The sequence below is a fragment of the Xanthomonas vesicatoria ATCC 35937 genome (assembly GCF_001908725.1).
Lineage (GTDB): Bacteria > Pseudomonadota > Gammaproteobacteria > Xanthomonadales > Xanthomonadaceae > Xanthomonas > Xanthomonas vesicatoria.
Map to the genome: position 1 here is coordinate 748,060 of NZ_CP018725.1, position 17,555 is coordinate 765,614.

A 17,555-nucleotide genomic window follows, 5' to 3' on the forward strand; every position below is an offset into this window, starting at 1 on the left:
CCATCGCGTACACGGGGACGATGTCAGGCGTTGGAGCAAATCAAGCCTGCCGCCCGTTGCATAACGCACCACTTGGGTGCACCGATGCGTCGACCCACCCGACAGCCGTTTCATCGGTGTTGCAGTCAGGCAGGTCGCCGCAGAACAGCGGCTGACTTGCCGCGGTCGGAAGGCTCCATCGTTCCGATGACACACGTATTGCGAACGCGCTCAATGCTTGCGCATCCCAATACAGCACCAATGCCAATGCTAATGCCAGGCAGAGTCGTGCCGTTGGGAATCCGCCCCGATCGTCGGCACGTCACCTGCCATCAACGCGTCTCTGGTGGCGCCTCGCTCCAACCCAGCCCCAGACTCTTCTGCAGCGCGACGTAGTTGACCAGCAGTTGCAATTGCGCCTGCGCGGCGGCGTCCTGCGCGGACAGTTGCTGTCGCTGTACATCGAGCAGATCGATCGACGAGGTTGCGCCGGCATCGCGGCGCTGCTGCATCAGGCCAGCCGAGCGCGTGGCCGAGGCTTCGGCTTGGCGCGCGACCACCAATTGCTTGCGCGCCGAACCGAAGCGCGACAACGCGGAATTTGCATCCTGCAGCGCCACCAGCACCGCGCCTTCGTAGGCCGCCACGCGGCCGGCGTTGCCGGCACGCGCCTGCTCCACCTGCGCGCGGGTCTTGCCGAAATCGAAGATCGACCAGCGCAGCATCGGCACCGCCAGGGTGGTCAGCGCGTCGGAGTTGAAGTCGCTGGGCGAGCCGGCCACCCAGCTCAGGCCGCCGAGCAAGGTCACCTGTGGGAAATAGCCATTCAAGGCCTCGCCGATCTGCGCGCTGGACGCAGCCAGCTCGCGCTCGGCCTTGCGCACGTCGGGGCGGCGGCGGATCAACGCGACGGCATCGTCTACACGCACGTCGGTGGGCAACATCGGCAGCGGCCGCACCGCCGCCAGCTGCGCGTCCAGCGCGCCGGGTTCGCGCCCGACCATCAAGGCAAGCTGGTCCAACGCTTCCTGCAATTGCATCTCAAGCGGCAAGCGCTGCGCTTGCTGTTGCTGTACCTGGGTGGCGATCTGTTCGACCTGCAGGTCCGACGCGGCACCCTGCGCACGGCGTTGCTGCACCAGCTGCAACGACTGGCGGATCTTGTCCAGGTTGGCATCGGCAATGCCCAGCCGCGCCTGCAACCCGCGATAGTTGAGATACACCTGCCCCACTTCGGCGGCGAGCTGCACCTGCGCGTCGGCCAGTTCGGCTTCGGAAGCCTGCGCTTGCGCCAACGCCCCCTCGGCGGCGCGACGACGGCGGCCGAAGAAATCCAGTTCCCAGCTGGCATCGAAACCGGCGCTGTAGATTTGGGTCTTGTCCAGATCCAACGCCTGATCGCCGGTGGCCGGCGGTTGACCGGGCTGGCCCTCCTGCAGCCCGCCCAGCGTATCAACGATGGTCTGCGGCGGCTCGGCATAGGCGTACAGCGCGCTCGCATTGAGCTTGGGCAAGCGCTCGGCGCGGCGTTGCCGGGCCAGTGCGCGATTGGCGCGCAGACGGGCTTGCGCAGCGCGCAGGTTCGGGCTGTCTGCCAGTGCCTGGGTCACTAGCTGGGTGAGCTGCGGGTCGTTCAGTTGCTCCCACCAATGGTTCAACGGCGCGGCCGCAACCACCTGCGCGCCGCTGGCACGATGCAGCGTGGGTGCCTGCATGGCCGCATCGGCCACCGGCGGAGCTTTGGTGTAGTTGGGGCCGAGCATGCAGCCGCCAAGCAACACGGCGCTCAACGCCGCCGCCAGTGGCATGCGCATCGGGCGCAGGTAATCAGTGCATTGCAAGGTGCGCCCCCTTGGGTAACGGCTTGAGCAAAAAAGCCAGCGGAATCGTGCAGACCACGATCACGCCGAAGATCCAGAACAGATCGCTGTAGGTCATCACCAGCGCCTGCTGTTGCACCAGTCGCGCCAGCTGCGCGATGGAGCGGATGGCGGCCTCGCCACCGGCGCTGCCCTGCATCTGCGCGCTCAGGCCAGCCAGAAAGTCCTGCGCGCGCGTTGCATTGGCGGTGATCGCGCTGCCGATGGTTTCGGTATGGAAGGTCATGCGGCGCTCCTGGAAGGTGGAGATCAACGCAAGCCCCACCGAGCCACCCAGGTTGCGGCCGGCATTGAACAGACCGGATGCATCGCCGGCCAGCTCCGGCGGCACCGACGAAATGGCCGCCTGATTGAGCGACATCATCGCCAGCGCCAGCCCGCACCCCTGTAGCAACTGCCCGGCGACGAAATGCATGCCCACGGTGTCGGCGGTCAGCGACAGATTGACGAAGCACGCGGCGGCAAAACAGATCAGCCCGGCGATCACCAGGATGCGCACGTCCACCACGTCCAGCAGCTTGGGCATCATCGGCATCAGCAGCACGGTGGGCAGGCCGGACAGCAGCAGCACGTAGCCGGCCTGCTCGGTGTTGTAGCCGGAAATCACCGCCAGAAACTGCGGGATCATGTACATCACGCCGAACAGGATCATGCCGACCGCCATGATCATGATGAACACCGCGCCGAAACTGCGATGCAGCAGCAGTGACAGGCGGATCACCGGCGCGCGCTTGCGGAATTGGCCGATCACCAGGGCGATGAAGCCGCTCAAGGCGATCAGGCTCAGCGTGTTGATCTCGCTGGATTCGAACCAGCGTTCGCGTTGGCCTTCCTCCAGCACCACAGTGAGCCCACCCAGGCCCGCGGTGAGGCCATAGATGCCCAGCCAATCCGCGTTGAGCAGGCCGGCCCAATCGGCTTTTTCGTGCTTCAACCCCAGCAGCAACAACGCCACCAGGCCGACGCAGATCGGCACGTTGATGAAAAACGCGTAGTGCCAGCTGACGTTCTCGGTGAGCCAGCCGCCAAGCAGCGGGCCGATCACCGGGCCCATGATCACGGTCATGCCGAACAAGGCGGTGCCCATGGTCTGCTGGCTTGGCGGCAGCCGCGTGGCAACGATGGTCAGCGCGGTGGGAATCAACGCGCCGCCGGCGAGGCCCTGCCCGACCCGGCCGATGATCATCATGCTCAACGAAGTGGACAGCCCGCACACCACCGAAAACGCGGTGAACATCACCGCGCAGATCAGCAGGAAGTTGCGCAGGCCCAACGTGCGCACGAACCAGCCGGTCAGCGGGATCATGATGATCTCGGCGACCAGGTAGGCGGTGGAGATCCAGGTGCCTTCGGTGCCGCTGGCACCGACCTCGCCCTGAATGGTGGGCAGCGCGGCGTTGACGATGGAGATATCCAGCGTCGCCATGAACGAGCCGATGGTGCCGGCCAGCACCGCCAGCCAGGAGCCCGGCTCGGCCTTCTCGCCGGTCGCGCTGCCGCCGGCGCTCTGGCCGGTGGCTGCCGCTGCAGTCACTGCGCGCGCTCCTGCTCCTGCACGCGGTCGGATTCTTTTTCGGCACGCTGCTTGGCGTCCTTGGCCGAGCGCGTGTCCACCGTCACTTCCACCGACATGCCCGGCACCAGCACCTTGCGAGCCTCCTCGCCGGCCAGCACGCGAATGCGTACCGGCACGCGCTGCACCACCTTGGTGAAGTTGCCGGTGGCGTTTTCCGGCGGCAACAGCGCGAACTGCGAGCCGGTACCGGGGGACAGGCTTTCGACCTTGCCATGCAGCTTCACGCCGGACAGCGCATCGACCTCGATCTCGGCCGGCTGGCCCGGACGCATCAGGCCAACCTGGGTTTCCTTGAAGTTGGCGATGAGGTACAGCGATTCCTGCGGTACGATGGTCATGGTGCGGGTGCCGGCGGCCAGAAACTGCCCTACCTGCACGGTCTTGTCGCCGACACGGCCGTGGATGCGGCTGGTCAGACGGGTGTCTTCCACGGCGATGCTGGCCTGATCTGCATCGGCAGTGGCCTGCTTCACCCCTGCTTGAGCCTGCTCCAGCTGCGCCGTGCTGGCCTGGATCTGACTCTCCGCCGCCTTGGCCTGTGCCTGGGCGGCGTCGTACTGGGCGCGGGCGCGGGCCAGATCGTGCTGCAGGCTTTCCTGGTGTTCATGGGTGTCGGCGCCGGAAGCCGCCAACGGCGCGAAGCGCTTCACTTCGGCCTGGGCGAACTTGAGGCTGGCAGCAGCGGCAGTGACCTGGGTACGTGCCTGCACCAGCGACGATTCCTGCGCCGACACATTGGCGGTAGCGGCGGCGATATCGGCCTGGCGCGCGGCAATCGCAGCCTCGGCCTGTTGCAGCGTGGCCTGATAGGTGCGGTCGTCGATCTGCAGCAGTGGCTGGCCGGCGTCCACGATCTGGTTGTCGCCCACCATCACCTTGGTCACATAGCCGCTGACACGCGGCGCCACCGCCACCGAATCGGCCTGCAGATAGGCGTTGTTGGTGTCCTGCATGTAGCGGCCCTTGATGAGGTAATAGCCCAGCCAGACCACCAGCAGGACCAGCACCAGCACGCCCACCAGGATCAGCGTCCACTTGACCTTGGGATTCTTCAACGGCGACGGCTTCTGTTCCTGGTCGTCGTGCGCGTCCGCAGCCTGGCTGCGGCCATCGTTGGACTGGCGGTCTTCTTGGTTGCTCAAAGGAAGCGTCCTGTAGGTCGTGGGCGAAGCGCGCAACGGCATGCTGCATCAGCGGCACGGCGCAAGCGGCGGAACCATACAATTATTTGAACCCGCCAGTACAGATTGCGTGACGAGCCCAGTCAGCTGGGGCTGGAGCTCGCCAAGCGCGCGGTATGGGCGGTTGCTGCGTGTCGGTCAGCCGCGTGCGGCACAGGAACGTGCGCTGGCGCTGCAAGCGACGCCGGTGCGCCAGCTGCACGCAGCCGCGACCAAGGCTGCAGTTTCGCAGCCAATGATTGGCGCTTGATGAAGATGCGGTCGGCGCCGCATCAGCACTGTCAGCTTGGCTCAGCGGCCGGTCTTGATCTCGGTCCACAGCCGCGTGTACAGGCGATCAACCTCCGGGGGATTGATCGCATAGGTGAACATCTTGGCGGTCACTTCCGGCGGCGGGTAGATGGTGGGGTCGTTGCGGATCGCCGCATCCACCAATGGCGTGGCGGTGCGCACCGGGTTGGCGTAATGAATGAAGTTGCTGTTGGACGCGGCCACCTCCGGCTTCAACAGGTAGTTGATGAAGGCGTAGGCGTTTTCAGGATGCTTGGCGTCCTTGGGGATGGCCAGCATGTCGAACCATTGCGGTGCGCCTTCCTTCGGAATGGCGTAAGCCACCTTGACGTTGTTGCCGGCCTCCTTGGCACGGTCGCGCGCCTGGATGATGTCGCCCGACCAGCCCACCGCCAGGCAGGTATTGCCGTTGGCCAGGGATGTGACGTACTGGCTGGAGTGGAAGTTCTGCACGTACGGGCGGATGCTCTTGATCAGCCCGGCCGCCTTCTCGATCTCGGCCGGCACACTGCTATGCGGGTCCAGCCCCAGATAGTTCAGCGCGATCGGGATCATGTCCGATGGCGTATCCAGAATGGTGACGCCGCAGTCCTTGAGCTTGGACAGGTTCTCCGGCTTGAACACCAGATCCCAGCTGTTGGCGACATCGGTGCTGCCGAAGATCGCCTTGAGCTTGTCCACGTTGTAGCCGATGCCGGTGGTGCCGATCATGTACGGCACGCCATACGCATTGTTGGGGTCCTGCGCGGCGATGCGGCGCATGACGTCCGGGTCCAGATTGGCCAGATTCGGGATCTTGCTTTTGTCCAGTGGCAGAAACACACCGGCCTGGATCTGCCGGCCGAAGAAGTTGAGTGTGGGCACCACGACGTCATAGTCGCTGCCGCCGGCGAGCAGCTTGGTTTCCACCATCTCGTCGCTGTCGAACACATCGTAGGTGACCTTGATACCGGTGCTCTTTTCGAACGCGGGGATCGTGTCTTCGGCGATGTAGTCGGAGTAGTTGTAGACGTTCAGCAGCTTGGCCTGCGCATCGGCCTTGCCCGGCGCGCCATTGCCGCCACAGCCGGACAACAGAGTGAGGGACAGGGTCAGGGCGAGCAGTCGCAGCGTCATGTGGGTCTCCAGGGCAGTGCGGTGGGGCGACCCGGCATCGCGGCCGGTCTGCCGTCCAGCCTACCCACCGCGTCCGGGTTTGCACAGCATGCGGTCGCAGGACGGCAGTTCGCGCGGGTGCGACGCGCTGAAGCGTCTGACGTGGCGAAGGTCTTTCGCGGCGGTGGCGCTTGCTGCGCTTGGGATCGGTGGCGCGGCGGCCGGCGTCCTGCCGCCGCGCTTACTTGCCCAATGCCTGCGCGGTGTCGTCCAGCGCCGCCCAGGCCTTGTCGAACAGCTCATCGACCTGTTCGCAGGTAATGATCAATGGCGGCGACAGCAGCATCGCATCGTAGGTGGCACGCAGGATCAGCCCGCGCCGCAGCGCAAAGTCGCGACACAGCGCGCCGACCCGCCCGCGCCCATTGAAATACCTGCCGCGTTGGCGCTTGTCCGGCACCAGCTCCAGCGCGCCGACCAGGCCAGCGATCCGCGCCTCGCCGACCAGCCGGTGCTCTCCCAGTTCGGCCCAGCGCTGCGCCAGATACGGCGCAATCTGCGTGCGTGCGGTGTCCACGATGCCTTCGTCCTGCAGCAGGCGCAGATTCTCCAGCGCCACCGCTGCGCACACCGGATGCCCGGCATAGGTGCCGCCATGTGCCAGCTCGCCGCCTTGCTGCTTGAGCACCCCGGCTACCCGATCGCTGAACATCGCCGCTGCCAGCGGGATGTAGCCGGAGGTAATGCCCTTGGCCAGCGTCATCACATCGGGCTGAAAGCCGAAATAATCTGCCCCGAACCACTCGCCGGTGCGGCCGAACCCGCAGATCACTTCGTCGGCCACCAGCAGCACGTCGTAGTACCGGCAGATGCGCTGGATTTCCGGCCAATAACTGCGTGGCGGAATATAGACACCGATCGCCCCCAAGATCGGTTCGCCGATGAATGCCGCCACGTTTTCAGGACCAAGCTCAAGAATCCGGGCTTCCAGACGGCGTGCGGCAAGCAGTCCGTACTCGTCCGGTGCCATGTCCCCGCCATCACCGAAATGATTGGGCGGCTCGATATGCACGATGCCCGGTATCGGCAACCCGCCCTGCTTGTGCATGCCCTGCATGCCACCCAGGCTGGCACCGGCCATGGTGGTGCCGTGATAGCCGTTGTGGCGACCGATGAAGACCTGTTTCTGCGGCTGCCCCTGCACCGCCCAGAAATGCCGCACCAAGCGCAGGATGGTGTCGTTGGCCTCCGAGCCGGAATTGGCGAAGAACGCATGGTTCAAATCGCCCGGCGTCAGTTCCGCGAGCTTGGCGGCCAGGTGGATGGTGGGCTCGGTGGTGCACTGAAAAAAGCTGTTGTAGTAGGCCAACTGCTCCATCTGCCGCGCTGCGGCCTGCGCCAGCTCCTTGCGTCCATAACCGACATTGACGCACCACAAGCCACCGAACGCATCCAGCAACTTGTTGCCGTCGGCATCCCACACGTACACGCCCTCACCGCGCGTCAGGATGCGCGTGCCCTTGCCCGCCAAAACCGCGTTGTCGTTGAACGGATGCAGATGATGCGCGGCATCGAGTTGCTGCAACGACTTGAGCACAGAAGAATCCACGACCCGCTCCACGCATGAAGAACCAAGAGCATACCCAGGCCCTGTTGCCGGACCGTGGACGGCGTTGCAGATCGCCCCGCCATTCCACTGCGCGCCCGGCAGACAGGTGGGCCGCGAGAAGTTGCCCTACCAACGACGTCGCCCTCATCCGCCCTTCGGGCACCTTCTCCCCCATGGAGGAGGACAATGTCCCGGAGGGAGAAGGAAAACGTCTGGCGACATAGGCGCCCTGCGCATTTCGAGCGCACTTTCGGCCTCCTGCGCAGCACCGCCTGGCCTGCGCATGGCATCGCCGCACCTCAGTGCGTTGCGCAAAGCGGCGCTTGCTTTGCTTTGCTTACGCTTTTCCGGGGCCCCATACCGCAGCGGCAAGACCGGCAGATACAACCCGCAGGGCGGCGCATGGATGCGCGACGTTTTTGTAAGGGACAGTGATGTACCTTACAAAAATTTCTGCCGGACTTGCGCACCCGCAGCGCCAAAGGCGCGCAGGGCGCGAGGACGGGGTGTGCTTTCTTTGGTTACTTGGGTCAGCCTGCGGCTGCCGTAAAGCGCTTCTTTGCACAAGCAAAGAAAGTGACTCGCGCCCGAAGGGCGTGAAAGCTCTGCGTTGGTTGAAATATCTAAAAAACGATCCCGACGGGCGTGAAAGCTCTGCTTTAAATTTGAATGACCAGAAACGCGCAAGCACAAGCCACACTTCAACACCACCCGACACCGTACCCTCATCCGCCCTTCGGGCACCTTCTCCCGATGGGAGAAGGACGCGTGCAGCGATATTCTTTCGGATGCTCACACGTTCAACAACAGGAACTCCCGCTCCCACGAGCTGATCACCCGAAAGAACGTCTCATATTCTTTCCGCTTCACCGAGATATAGGCCCGCACAAACCGCCGCCCCAACATCTCCTGCAATGCCTCGCATCCCTCCAGCCCATCCAGCGCCTCGCCCAACGAGCGCGGCAAATCGTAGCCCTGCTCCTTGCCGTTGCTGCTGATCGGCGCGGTCGGTTCGAGCTTTTCGCGGATACCCAACAACCCGCAGGCCAAGGTCGCCGCCATCGCCAGATATGGATTGGCATCGGAGCCGGCAAACCGACTTTCCACCCGCATGTTCTGCGGCGCATCGATCGGCACCCGCAGCCCGCAGGTGCGGTTGTCGAATCCCCACAGCACATTGCTTGGCGAGACCTCGCCGAACATCAGCCTGCGGTACGAATTGACGTTGGGCGCCAGCAGCCCCATCGCCATCGGAATGTATTTCTGCAGCCCGCCCAGGTAGTGCGCGAAGGTCTCGCTGAACCCGCCCTCGCGTTTTCCAGTAAACACGTTCTTGCCGGTGCTGGCGTGCAACAGGCTCTGGTGAATATGCATCGCACTGCCAGGCTCGGTTTCCATCGGCTTGGCCAGAAACGTGGCATACACCCCGTGACGCAACGCCGCTTCGCGCATGGTGCGCTTGAACAGGAATACTTGGTCCGCACGCGACAAGGCATCGGCGTGGGTGAAATTGACTTCCAGCTGGGCGGCGCCGGATTCGTGGATCAAGGTATCCACGTCCAGCTCCATTGCATCGCAGTAGTCGTACATCAGATCCAGGATCGGGTCGAACTCGTTGACCGCATCGATCGAATACGACTGCCGGGCGGTCTCCGGGCGGCCGGAGCGGCCGGCCGGCGGCAGCAGCGGGAAGTCCGGGTCGGTGTTCTTCTGCACCAGGAAGAATTCCAGCTCCGGTGCCACCACCGGTTGCAACGTGACCTCGGCATAGGCATCCAGCACGCGACGCAGCACGTTGCGCGGCGCCAGTTCATGCGGCTGGCCGTCCTTGGTGTAGCAATCATGGATGACCTGCGCGGTGGGGTCTGCGGCCCACGGCACCATGCGCACGGTGGACGCATCCGGGCGCAGATGCATGTCCGAATCCGACGGCGAGGTCAGTGCGTAATAGTCGTCCGGGAAATCGCCGGTCACCGTGGTGGCGAAGATGCCTTCCGGCAAACGCGTGCCGTAATCGTGCGAAAACTTGTCGGCCGGAATGATCTTGCCGCGCGCATTGCCGGTGATGTCCGGCACCAGGCATTCCACCTCGGTGATGTGGCGGTCCTTGAGCCAGCGCCGCAGTGCGCTCTCCGGCTGCTTAGGCGTGGATTTACGCGAGCGTGTGCGGATCGACATACAACCTCACTGACCGCGCTGAGCGGCGTAACGGCGACAGGCCTCGCCGAAGGCCTGAAAGATGCCACGGTAGAACGGATGCTGTGTGACACGCCATTCCGGATGCCATTGCACAGCAAGCAAAAAGCCCGGGCCGGAGCCGCGAAAGGCTTCGATCAGGCCATCCGGCGCGGTCGCTTCGACCAACAGGCCCTCTGCAAGTATGGCGATGCCCTGCCCATGCAGGGAGTTCACCCACACCTCGGCCGAGTCGTTCATGCTCGCTAGCAAGCCGCCAGGCTGCAGCCGCACCGGGTGGGCGGGGCCGTATTGCACCTCCAGCGCCGCGTTGCGGTCTTCGCGGTGGTCGGCCAGACCGGTCACCGCATGCACGCGTTGATGCAGGCGCCCGCCGAGCGCGACATTGACCTCCTGCAGGCCACGACAGATCGCCAGCACTGGCAAACCGCGCGCAAGCGCCTGCGGGATCAGCCCCAGGCTGGTGGCATCGCGCGCCGCATCGTGCAGGTTGCCCTCCCAGCTGGATTCGTCGCTGTAGTGGTGCGGCTCGATATTGCTGACCGCCCCGGTGAGCAGCAGGCCGTCCAACCGATCCAGCCACACGCCGGCATCCAGGCTGGGCTGCAGACTCGGCAGCAGCACCGGCATGGCACCGGCCGCCTCCACGACCGCGCGGATGTATTTTTCGCCGGCCGCCAGAAACGGATGCGGCCCTTGTGCGATGCGATCGGTCGGCAATCCGACCAGCGGTACCACAGCCATGCAGACATCCCGATGCGGTGCGTTGAACGGCAGATGCGCTCGAACTTACCGCGCCAGCGCCGCCATTGCCAATGGCCGCACCGTTGCACGGTCGCAAAAGATCACGCGTGCTTTGCTAGGCTGGGCGGCGACTTCGCAGGGGGTGCCCATGGCTTCCGAGACTTCCGTTGCATCGCTGCCCACTGCCGATGCCGCCACCCTGGCTGGCATCCCAGGCTGCCACTCCGTCGACCTGTTGTTGCCCGACACCAACGGAGTGCTGCGCGGCAAGCGCGTCACTGCCGATGTGCTGCACAAGGTCTACCGCGATGGCGTATGCCTGCCGATGTCGCTGATCGCTACCGACATCACCGGCAACACGGTGGAAGAAACCGGGCTTGGCTATGCCATCGGCGATGCCGACCGCATCTGCCGGCCGATCGAAGGCTCGCTGCGTCCGGTACCGTGGGCGCCGCAGCCGATGGCGCAGCTGTTGCTGGCGATGCATGCGCCGGACGGCAGCCTGGTCGAGGTCGCACCCCGCTCGGTGCTGCAGCGGGTATTGCATGGCTTTACCGCGCTCGGACTGACCCCGGTGATGGCGGTGGAGCTGGAGTTCTACCTTTTCGATGCAGTACCCGATGCGCAGGGGCGCCCGCAGACCCCGCGCGATCCGGTCACCGGCCTCCGCAGCGACAGCACCCAGGTATACGCGTTGCAGGACCTGGACGATCACCGTGGTTTTACCGATGCGGTCACTGCGGCATGCCGCCAGCAAGGCATTCCGGCCGACACCGCCGTGGCCGAATACGCGCCGGGCCAGTTCGAGATCAACCTGCAGCATCGCGCCGATGCCGTGGCCGCCTGCGACGAGGCAATCCTGCTCAAGCGCACCATCAAGGCAATCGCACAACAGCAGCGCATGCTGGCCAGCTTCATGGCCAAGCCCTTCTCCGGCCAGGCCGGCAGCGGCCTGCATCTGCATGTGAGCCTGCTCGATGCCGACGGGCACAATGTGCTGGCCGGCGAGGCCGAGATGCCCGCCGAGCGCCTGCGCCACGCCATTGCCGGGCTGCAGCGGCATGCGGACGCATCGCTGCTGTTGTTTGCCCCGCACGCCAACAGTTACCGACGCTTCGTCAGCAATGCCTTCGTGCCGCTGGATGCCAGCTGGGGCTTCAACAACCGTACCGTGGCGCTGCGCATCCCGCACAGCGATGCCCGCAACACCCGCATCGAACACCGCATCGCCGGCGCCGATGCCAACCCGTATCTGGCCGTCGCGGCAGTGCTGGCGGCCATCCTGGATGGCCTGCAGCAACCCGCCGAGCCCACGCCGCCGATCACCGGCAATGCCTATGCGCAAGGCGTGTTCCAGCCACGCACCTGGCAGGGCGCGGTCGATGCGTTTGTGTCCAGCGACTTCATCGGCGCCCAATTGGGCGCGCAGTTCCAGCAGGTGTTCGGGCAGCAGAAACAGCGTGAGTTGCTCGACTATCAGGCGCTGGTGCCGGACATCGATTACGCCCGGTATCTGCGAACCGTGTGATGGCCAACCAGACCACCGCGCTGCCGCACGCCGATACCGCGCAAGGCGGCTATCCGGACAGCTGGTATGCGCGCAGCGCGCCGGCCCTGCCCGCGCAACGGCGCCTGCGCGGCGCCGAACGCGCCGATGTCTGCATCCTCGGCGCCGGCTACACCGGCCTGACGGCGGCGCTGGCGCTGGCCGAAGCCGGCTACCAGGTCGTCGTGCTCGAGGCCCGGCGCGTCGGCTGGGGCGCATCCGGTCGCAACGGCGGCCAGGCGATCGTCGGCTACGGCTGTGAACAGGACACGCTGGAAGCGCTGGTCGGCGATGCAGATGCACGGCTGCTGTTCGACTTCTCGCGCGACGGCATGCGCCTGCTGCGCCAGCGGATCGCGCGCCATGGCATCGCCTGCGACTGGCGCGATGGTCACGCCCACGTGCCGCTGAAACCACGCCAGGTCCGGGCGCTGCAGCACGGCATCGTGCGCATGGCCGAGCGCTACGACTACCCGCTGGAGTGGTGGGACCGTGCCCGCACCCGCCAGGTGCTGGACAGCCCGCTGTATCTGGGTGCGATGTTCGACCCCGCCAGCGGCCACCTGCATCCGCTGGCCTATGCCTTCGGCCTGGCGCGGGCGGCGCTGGCGGCCGGCGTGCGCATTTTCGAGGACTCGGCCGTGACCCGGCAGGACGCTGGTGCGCAGGTCACGCTGCACACCGCCGAGGGCAGCGTCACCGCGGATTTCGGCGTGATTGCCGGCAACGCCTTGCTACACGGCATCGCCCCGCAGCTTGAGCAACGCATCATGCCGGTCGGCACCTATGTCGGCGCCACGCTGCCGCTGGGCCAGGCGCGTGCGCATGCCCTGATCGCCAACGACATGGCGGTGGCCGACACCAATTGGGCGCTGGACTATTACCGGCTCAGCGCCGATCACCGGATGCTGTTCGGCGGGCGGGCCAGCTACTCTTCGCGCCCGCCGCCGGGACTGCAGCGCTTGATGACCCAGCGCATGCACACGGTGTTTCCCCAATTGCGCGACGTGCCGCTGGACACCGTTTGGGGCGGCTACGTGGACATCACCCGCAACCGCGCCCCGCACTGGGGCCGGCTCGCCCCGAATGTGTATTTCGCCCAAGGTTTCTCCGGCCATGGCGTGGCGGCCACCGGTCTGGCCGGCCAAGTGATTGCAGAGGCCATCGCCGGCCAGAGCCGGCGGCTGGACGTGTTCGCACGCATCCCGCACCTGCCCTTCCCCGGCGGGCAGCGGCTGCGCACCCCGTTGCTGGTGGCGGCCATGAGCTGGTATCGGCTGCGCGACGCATTGTGGTGACTGGGCAAACACGCACATCGCGCAGGCTGCGACGCCGTGCTCAAGTTTTGGCGAGCAGAGCCGTTAGCTGATCTGACGGTTCGATCCACACGGCCAGCCGATGTCCCCAGGTACCCTACATCGCAATAGTGAAAGCGCAGTCCTGCCGCAACGCGTATTGCTGGTGGAGAACTCGCGCACGTTCACCAGCATGCTGCGCGAAGCCATCGAGCAACGCGTGGAACTGCCGGTCACGGTCGTTTCGACCCTGGCCGAAGCCGCACGCGTGCTCGACGAAGAAGACGGCTGGTTCCTGGTCCTGACCGGCCTGGTACTGGTCGACGGCGACCGCGACAAGGTCGTGGAGTTTTTTCTCTCGCGCAATTTGCCCACCGTGGTGGTCAGCGGCGTGTATGACGAGGACCTGCGCCAGCGCGTGCTGCAGCAGCAGATCATCGATTACGTGCTCAAAAATGCGCCGGGCAGCATCGAATATCTGGCCTGGCTGGTGCAGCGCCTGGAGCGCAATCGCCGCATCGGCGCACTGGTGGTGGACGATTCCTTGTCCGCACGCACCTATGCCGCCGCCCTGCTGTCGATGTACGGCTACCGCGTGGTGCTGGCCGCCGATGGCGCCGCCGGACTGGAGGCGATCGAACGCGACCCCGGCATCCGCCTGACCATCGTCGACCAGGAAATGCCCGGCATGGAAGGCGTGGAATTCACCCGCCGGCTGCGTGCGCTGCGCTCGCGGGACAAGGTCGCGGTAATCGGCATTTCCGGCAATAGCGACTCGTCGCTGATCCCGCGCTTCTTGAAGAATGGCGCCAACGACTTCCTGCGCAAGCCGTTCTCGCGCGAAGAATTCTTCTGCCGCGTCTCACAGAACGTGGACCAGCTGGAATTGATCGGCACGCTGCAGGATCTGGCCACGCGCGATTTTCTTACCGGCCTGCCGAATCGGCGCTACTTCCTGGAACAAAGCCAGCGCGTGATCCCCCAGCTGCTGTCGCAGGACCAGACGGTGACCGCGGCCATGCTGGATATCGACCACTTCAAACACATCAACGACACCTGGGGCCACGAAGCCGGCGACCAGGCGCTGCGCGCGGTGGCCGCATCGGTCTCCGGGCATGCACGGCCGCAGGACCTGGTCGCGCGTTTCGGCGGCGAAGAATTCTGCCTGCTGGTGCCAGGACTGGATGCGGCCAATGCCACCAGCTACTTCGAAACCTTGCGCGAACGCATCAGTGCGCTACGCGTACGCGTTGGCGACGATACGCTGAGCATGACCGTGAGTATCGGCGTGTGCATCGCGACCGAAAGCGACCAGTCGCTGCATCATCTATTGAACGAAGCGGACAAGCATCTGTATCTGGCCAAAGCCGGCGGCCGTAACCAGGTGCGGTTGGCGAGTTGAGCGCCGCACGCTTGGGCGCCTGAGACTGCAATGCGGCCTGGTACGTTCCATCGTTGAACCGGAAAACCGATGAGCACGCCGCCATTGGCGGGAGCGACGCATTACCGGAGTAAAGAGGCACGGAACCGCAAGCAGAAAGGCTGCGCAACCGCTGCCCTGAACCGGCTTGCAATACGCACATCGTGCACTTTCTCCGTATCGCCCAGCACCACCGGGTAATCGCTCGCGCCGTTTTCGTTGCTGAGAATGGTGCATGCGACCTGCGCCCAGGTGGCGCGCTCAGCCAGTGCCGATGCCTGCGGTGGCATGGCGCCGCAGGATCCAACTGGGAGCTTGCCCGTTTGATCGAGATCAACGCGCCATTGCTAGCGCATGCCTATTGTCCACCCATCGCATTGATCAATGGATTTTCGATGGCATTGCTGGTTTGGCAGGACGACCTCAACACCGGGATCGAGGTCATCGATCATCAACACCGGCGCATCGTCGAGATGATCAACCACCTGCATGTTGCGCAGACCAGTCTGCAGCGATTGGCTGTCGCCGAGGTGATCGACGAACTGATCGACTACACGCTGTCGCACTTCGCGTTCGAAGAAGAGTTGATGGAGCAGGCCGGCTACCCTTTCAGCCTGGCGCACAAGCGGGTGCATCTCGTGTTCGGCAAGCGTGTCGGCGAGTATCGGCTGCGGTTCCAGGCCGGTGAAGACGTCACCGATGAACTGCGCAACATGCTTTCGCGCTGGCTGTTCAATCACATTCGCGGCGACGACCAGGCCTACGCACCGCAGGTGATCGCCCATCTCAACCAGTTCTCGCGCAGTCACCAACATGGCACCTGGCTGGGACGCACACTACAGCGGATCTTTCGCTAACTCGCAGGCGCGCGCTGCGCGCTAGATGCGTTTATCCGACACGCACCATTGCGTGCCAGCACACGCCTGAGAAGTTACGTGCCAGGAAGCGCCTTGGGCCGCGAGCGCCGCGCCACCGTCAATGCGAGCAAGCTCAACACGGCGGCGGCGCCCAGGTAGTAACCCACCGCTTGCACCCCGTAGCGGGCCGCCAGTTGCGTGGCCAGGTACGGTGCCGGCGCCGCGCCCAGGATGCTGGCCAGGTTGAACGACAGCGACGCGCCGGTGTAGCGCACTTCGGTGGGATACAACTCCGCCAGCAAGGTGCCACAGGGCCCGTAGGTCAGCCCCATGAAGAAGAATCCCAGGCCAAGAAAGACCAGCACTTGCAGCGGGTGATGTGCCTGGAACAACGGCGCGAACGCCAGCCCGAACGCAACAATGGCGACGCTGGCGAGCATCATCGCCAATGGTGCGCCGTGCCGGTCTCCGAACTTGGCCGACAGCGGAATGCCGAGTGCAAAAAATACGATGCCGGCCATCTGCAGCAAGAGGAATTGTTCCTTGTCGTAGCCCAGCGTCTTGGTGCCATAGCCCAACGCGAATACGGTCATCAGGTAGAACAACACGAAGGTGGCAAACGCGCCCAGCGTGCCAACGAGCAACGCCGGCCAATGCTGTGAAATTACCGTGCCCAGCGGCAGCCGCACACGCGTCTTGCGATCCAGGGTTTTTTGAAAGTCCGGCGTTTCAGTGATGCTCAGGCGTACCCACAGCCCTGTCAGCACCAATAAGGCGCTTGCCAGAAATGGCACCCGCCACCCCCACTGCAAGAAGGCCGCATCGTCCAGCAGTGCGCCCATGCCCAGGAAGGTGCCGGTGGACAGCAAAAAGCCCAACGGCGCACCCAGCTGCGGAAACATGCCGTACCACACACGTTTGCCCGGCGGCGCGTTCTCGGTGGCAAGCAGCACCGCTCCGCCCCACTCGCCGCCAAGGCCCAACCCCTGGCCAAACCGGCAAACCGCCAGCAGCAACGGCGCCCAAACCCCGATTTGCGCATAGCCGGGCAACAGACCAATAGCTACCGTGGACAGGCCCATGGTCAGCAGCGCTGCCACCAGCGTGGCCTTGCGGCCCACCCGATCGCCAAAGTGCCCGAACACCGCCGAGCCCACCGGCCGCGCGATGAAAGCCACCGCAAAGGTCGCCAGCGACTGCAGCATCGCCGCACTGCCGTCACCGGCCGGAAAGAACAACGTCGGGAACACCAGCACCGCAGCGGTGGCATAGATGTAGAAATCGAAGAATTCGATGGTGGTGCCGATCAGGCTGGCAAACAGCACGCGCGCAGGCGAATTGACGGGCGTAGCGAGTGGCGCGGCGGCAGTCATCGTTGATCGGCATCCAGACAGACAAGACGGCTGATTCTGGCAGATCGTGGCAACGCTTTGCGCAGGCGAACCGGTTGGTAAAAAGTTACAGGCGTGACCGACGGTGCTATGGGCTAGGCATCCTTGCCTTGCCCGCTTAAGGCGATCGACAAAGCGTAGCCAACTGCTGTTCAAGTGCTTTGGTTGCAGAACGCTTGATCTGCGGTATTGCTGCGACTATTTCCCGCTAAAGCTTGGTTGGTTTGCTGAAGGGCCCTTGTCCGCCCACCATCGCGGGACACGCCGCAAGTACGTCCCTGTAGGCTCTTACGCGACGGTGAGCGGACAAGGACCAGTCGAGATGGTCGGTGTGTCAGTGCAAGCGATAGGCGACCTTCGCTTTCTGCGCCGCGCTGCGCCGCCTGCGTATTAAGAGCAGCTCGCATAAAACCGCCGACCAACGCTCTGGTGCGGTGACCTCGCCGATTGCGGGACCGTTGGCGGCATGGATGCCGCCATCGAGCGCCCAGGGAT

General features: G+C 64.7%; 12 protein-coding genes. 4 read left to right on the top strand and 8 right to left on the bottom strand.

All coding sequences use genetic code 11. The features are described from left to right. Window positions 1-311: 311 nt before the first annotated feature. From BJD12_RS03315 to BJD12_RS03350, 7 genes are all read right to left on the bottom strand, one after another. The gene (locus tag BJD12_RS03315; RefSeq protein WP_039423563.1) at window positions 312-1,802 is read right to left on the bottom strand and encodes an efflux transporter outer membrane subunit; all 1,491 of its coding nucleotides are present in this window, start codon (window positions 1,800-1,802) and stop codon (window positions 312-314) included. Window positions 1,803-1,806: 4 nt separating this feature from the next. Beyond that, window positions 1,807-3,393, bottom strand: a complete 1,587-nt coding sequence (locus BJD12_RS03320) for an MDR family MFS transporter (protein WP_005989788.1) — start codon at window positions 3,391-3,393, stop codon at window positions 1,807-1,809. After that, window positions 3,390-4,619, bottom strand: coding sequence for an HlyD family secretion protein (locus BJD12_RS03325; protein ID WP_425480540.1), 1,230 nt, complete (start codon window positions 4,617-4,619; stop codon window positions 3,390-3,392). The genes BJD12_RS03320 and BJD12_RS03325 overlap by 4 nt, the downstream gene beginning before the upstream one ends. Before the next feature lie 288 nt (window positions 4,620-4,907). Further along, on the bottom strand, window positions 4,908-6,023 hold the full coding sequence (locus tag BJD12_RS03330) for a polyamine ABC transporter substrate-binding protein (protein WP_005989791.1): 1,116 nt from the start codon (window positions 6,021-6,023) through the stop codon (window positions 4,908-4,910). Window positions 6,024-6,243: 220 nt separating this feature from the next. Then, window positions 6,244-7,611, bottom strand: coding sequence for an aspartate aminotransferase family protein (locus tag BJD12_RS03335; RefSeq protein WP_039429019.1), 1,368 nt, complete (start codon window positions 7,609-7,611; stop codon window positions 6,244-6,246). A gap of 792 nt (window positions 7,612-8,403) precedes the next feature. Then, window positions 8,404-9,789 carry a glutamine synthetase family protein gene (locus tag BJD12_RS03345; protein ID WP_005989793.1) on the bottom strand — a complete coding sequence of 462 codons (1,386 nt, stop codon included), beginning with the start codon at window positions 9,787-9,789 and terminating at the stop codon, window positions 8,404-8,406. Window positions 9,790-9,795: 6 nt separating this feature from the next. Beyond that, the gene (locus BJD12_RS03350) at window positions 9,796-10,551 is read right to left on the bottom strand and encodes a gamma-glutamyl-gamma-aminobutyrate hydrolase family protein (protein ID WP_005989794.1); all 756 of its coding nucleotides are present in this window, start codon (window positions 10,549-10,551) and stop codon (window positions 9,796-9,798) included. Window positions 10,552-10,699: 148 nt separating this feature from the next. Between BJD12_RS03350 and BJD12_RS03355 the strand changes: the two genes are divergently transcribed. From BJD12_RS03355 to BJD12_RS03375, 4 genes are all read left to right on the top strand, one after another. Next, the gene (locus BJD12_RS03355) at window positions 10,700-12,079 is read left to right on the top strand and encodes a glutamine synthetase family protein (protein WP_005989795.1); all 1,380 of its coding nucleotides are present in this window, start codon (window positions 10,700-10,702) and stop codon (window positions 12,077-12,079) included. Further along, entirely contained in the window at window positions 12,079-13,395 is a 1,317-nt protein-coding gene (locus BJD12_RS03360; RefSeq protein ID WP_005989796.1) for an NAD(P)/FAD-dependent oxidoreductase, read from the top strand. The genes BJD12_RS03355 and BJD12_RS03360 overlap by 1 nt, the downstream gene beginning before the upstream one ends. 100 nt (window positions 13,396-13,495) lie before the next feature. Continuing rightward, on the top strand, window positions 13,496-14,794 hold the full coding sequence (locus BJD12_RS03365) for a diguanylate cyclase (RefSeq protein ID WP_039426313.1): 1,299 nt from the start codon (window positions 13,496-13,498) through the stop codon (window positions 14,792-14,794). A gap of 413 nt (window positions 14,795-15,207) precedes the next feature. After that, window positions 15,208-15,669: a bacteriohemerythrin gene (locus tag BJD12_RS03375; RefSeq protein ID WP_039426320.1), complete on the top strand. Its 462-nt coding sequence runs from the start codon at window positions 15,208-15,210 to the stop codon at window positions 15,667-15,669. Window positions 15,670-15,743: 74 nt separating this feature from the next. Here the strand turns inward: BJD12_RS03375 and BJD12_RS03380 are convergent, their stop codons facing one another. Then, window positions 15,744-17,042 carry an MFS transporter gene (locus tag BJD12_RS03380; protein ID WP_005989803.1) on the bottom strand — a complete coding sequence of 433 codons (1,299 nt, stop codon included), beginning with the start codon at window positions 17,040-17,042 and terminating at the stop codon, window positions 15,744-15,746. Window positions 17,043-17,555: the final 513 nt, after the last annotated feature.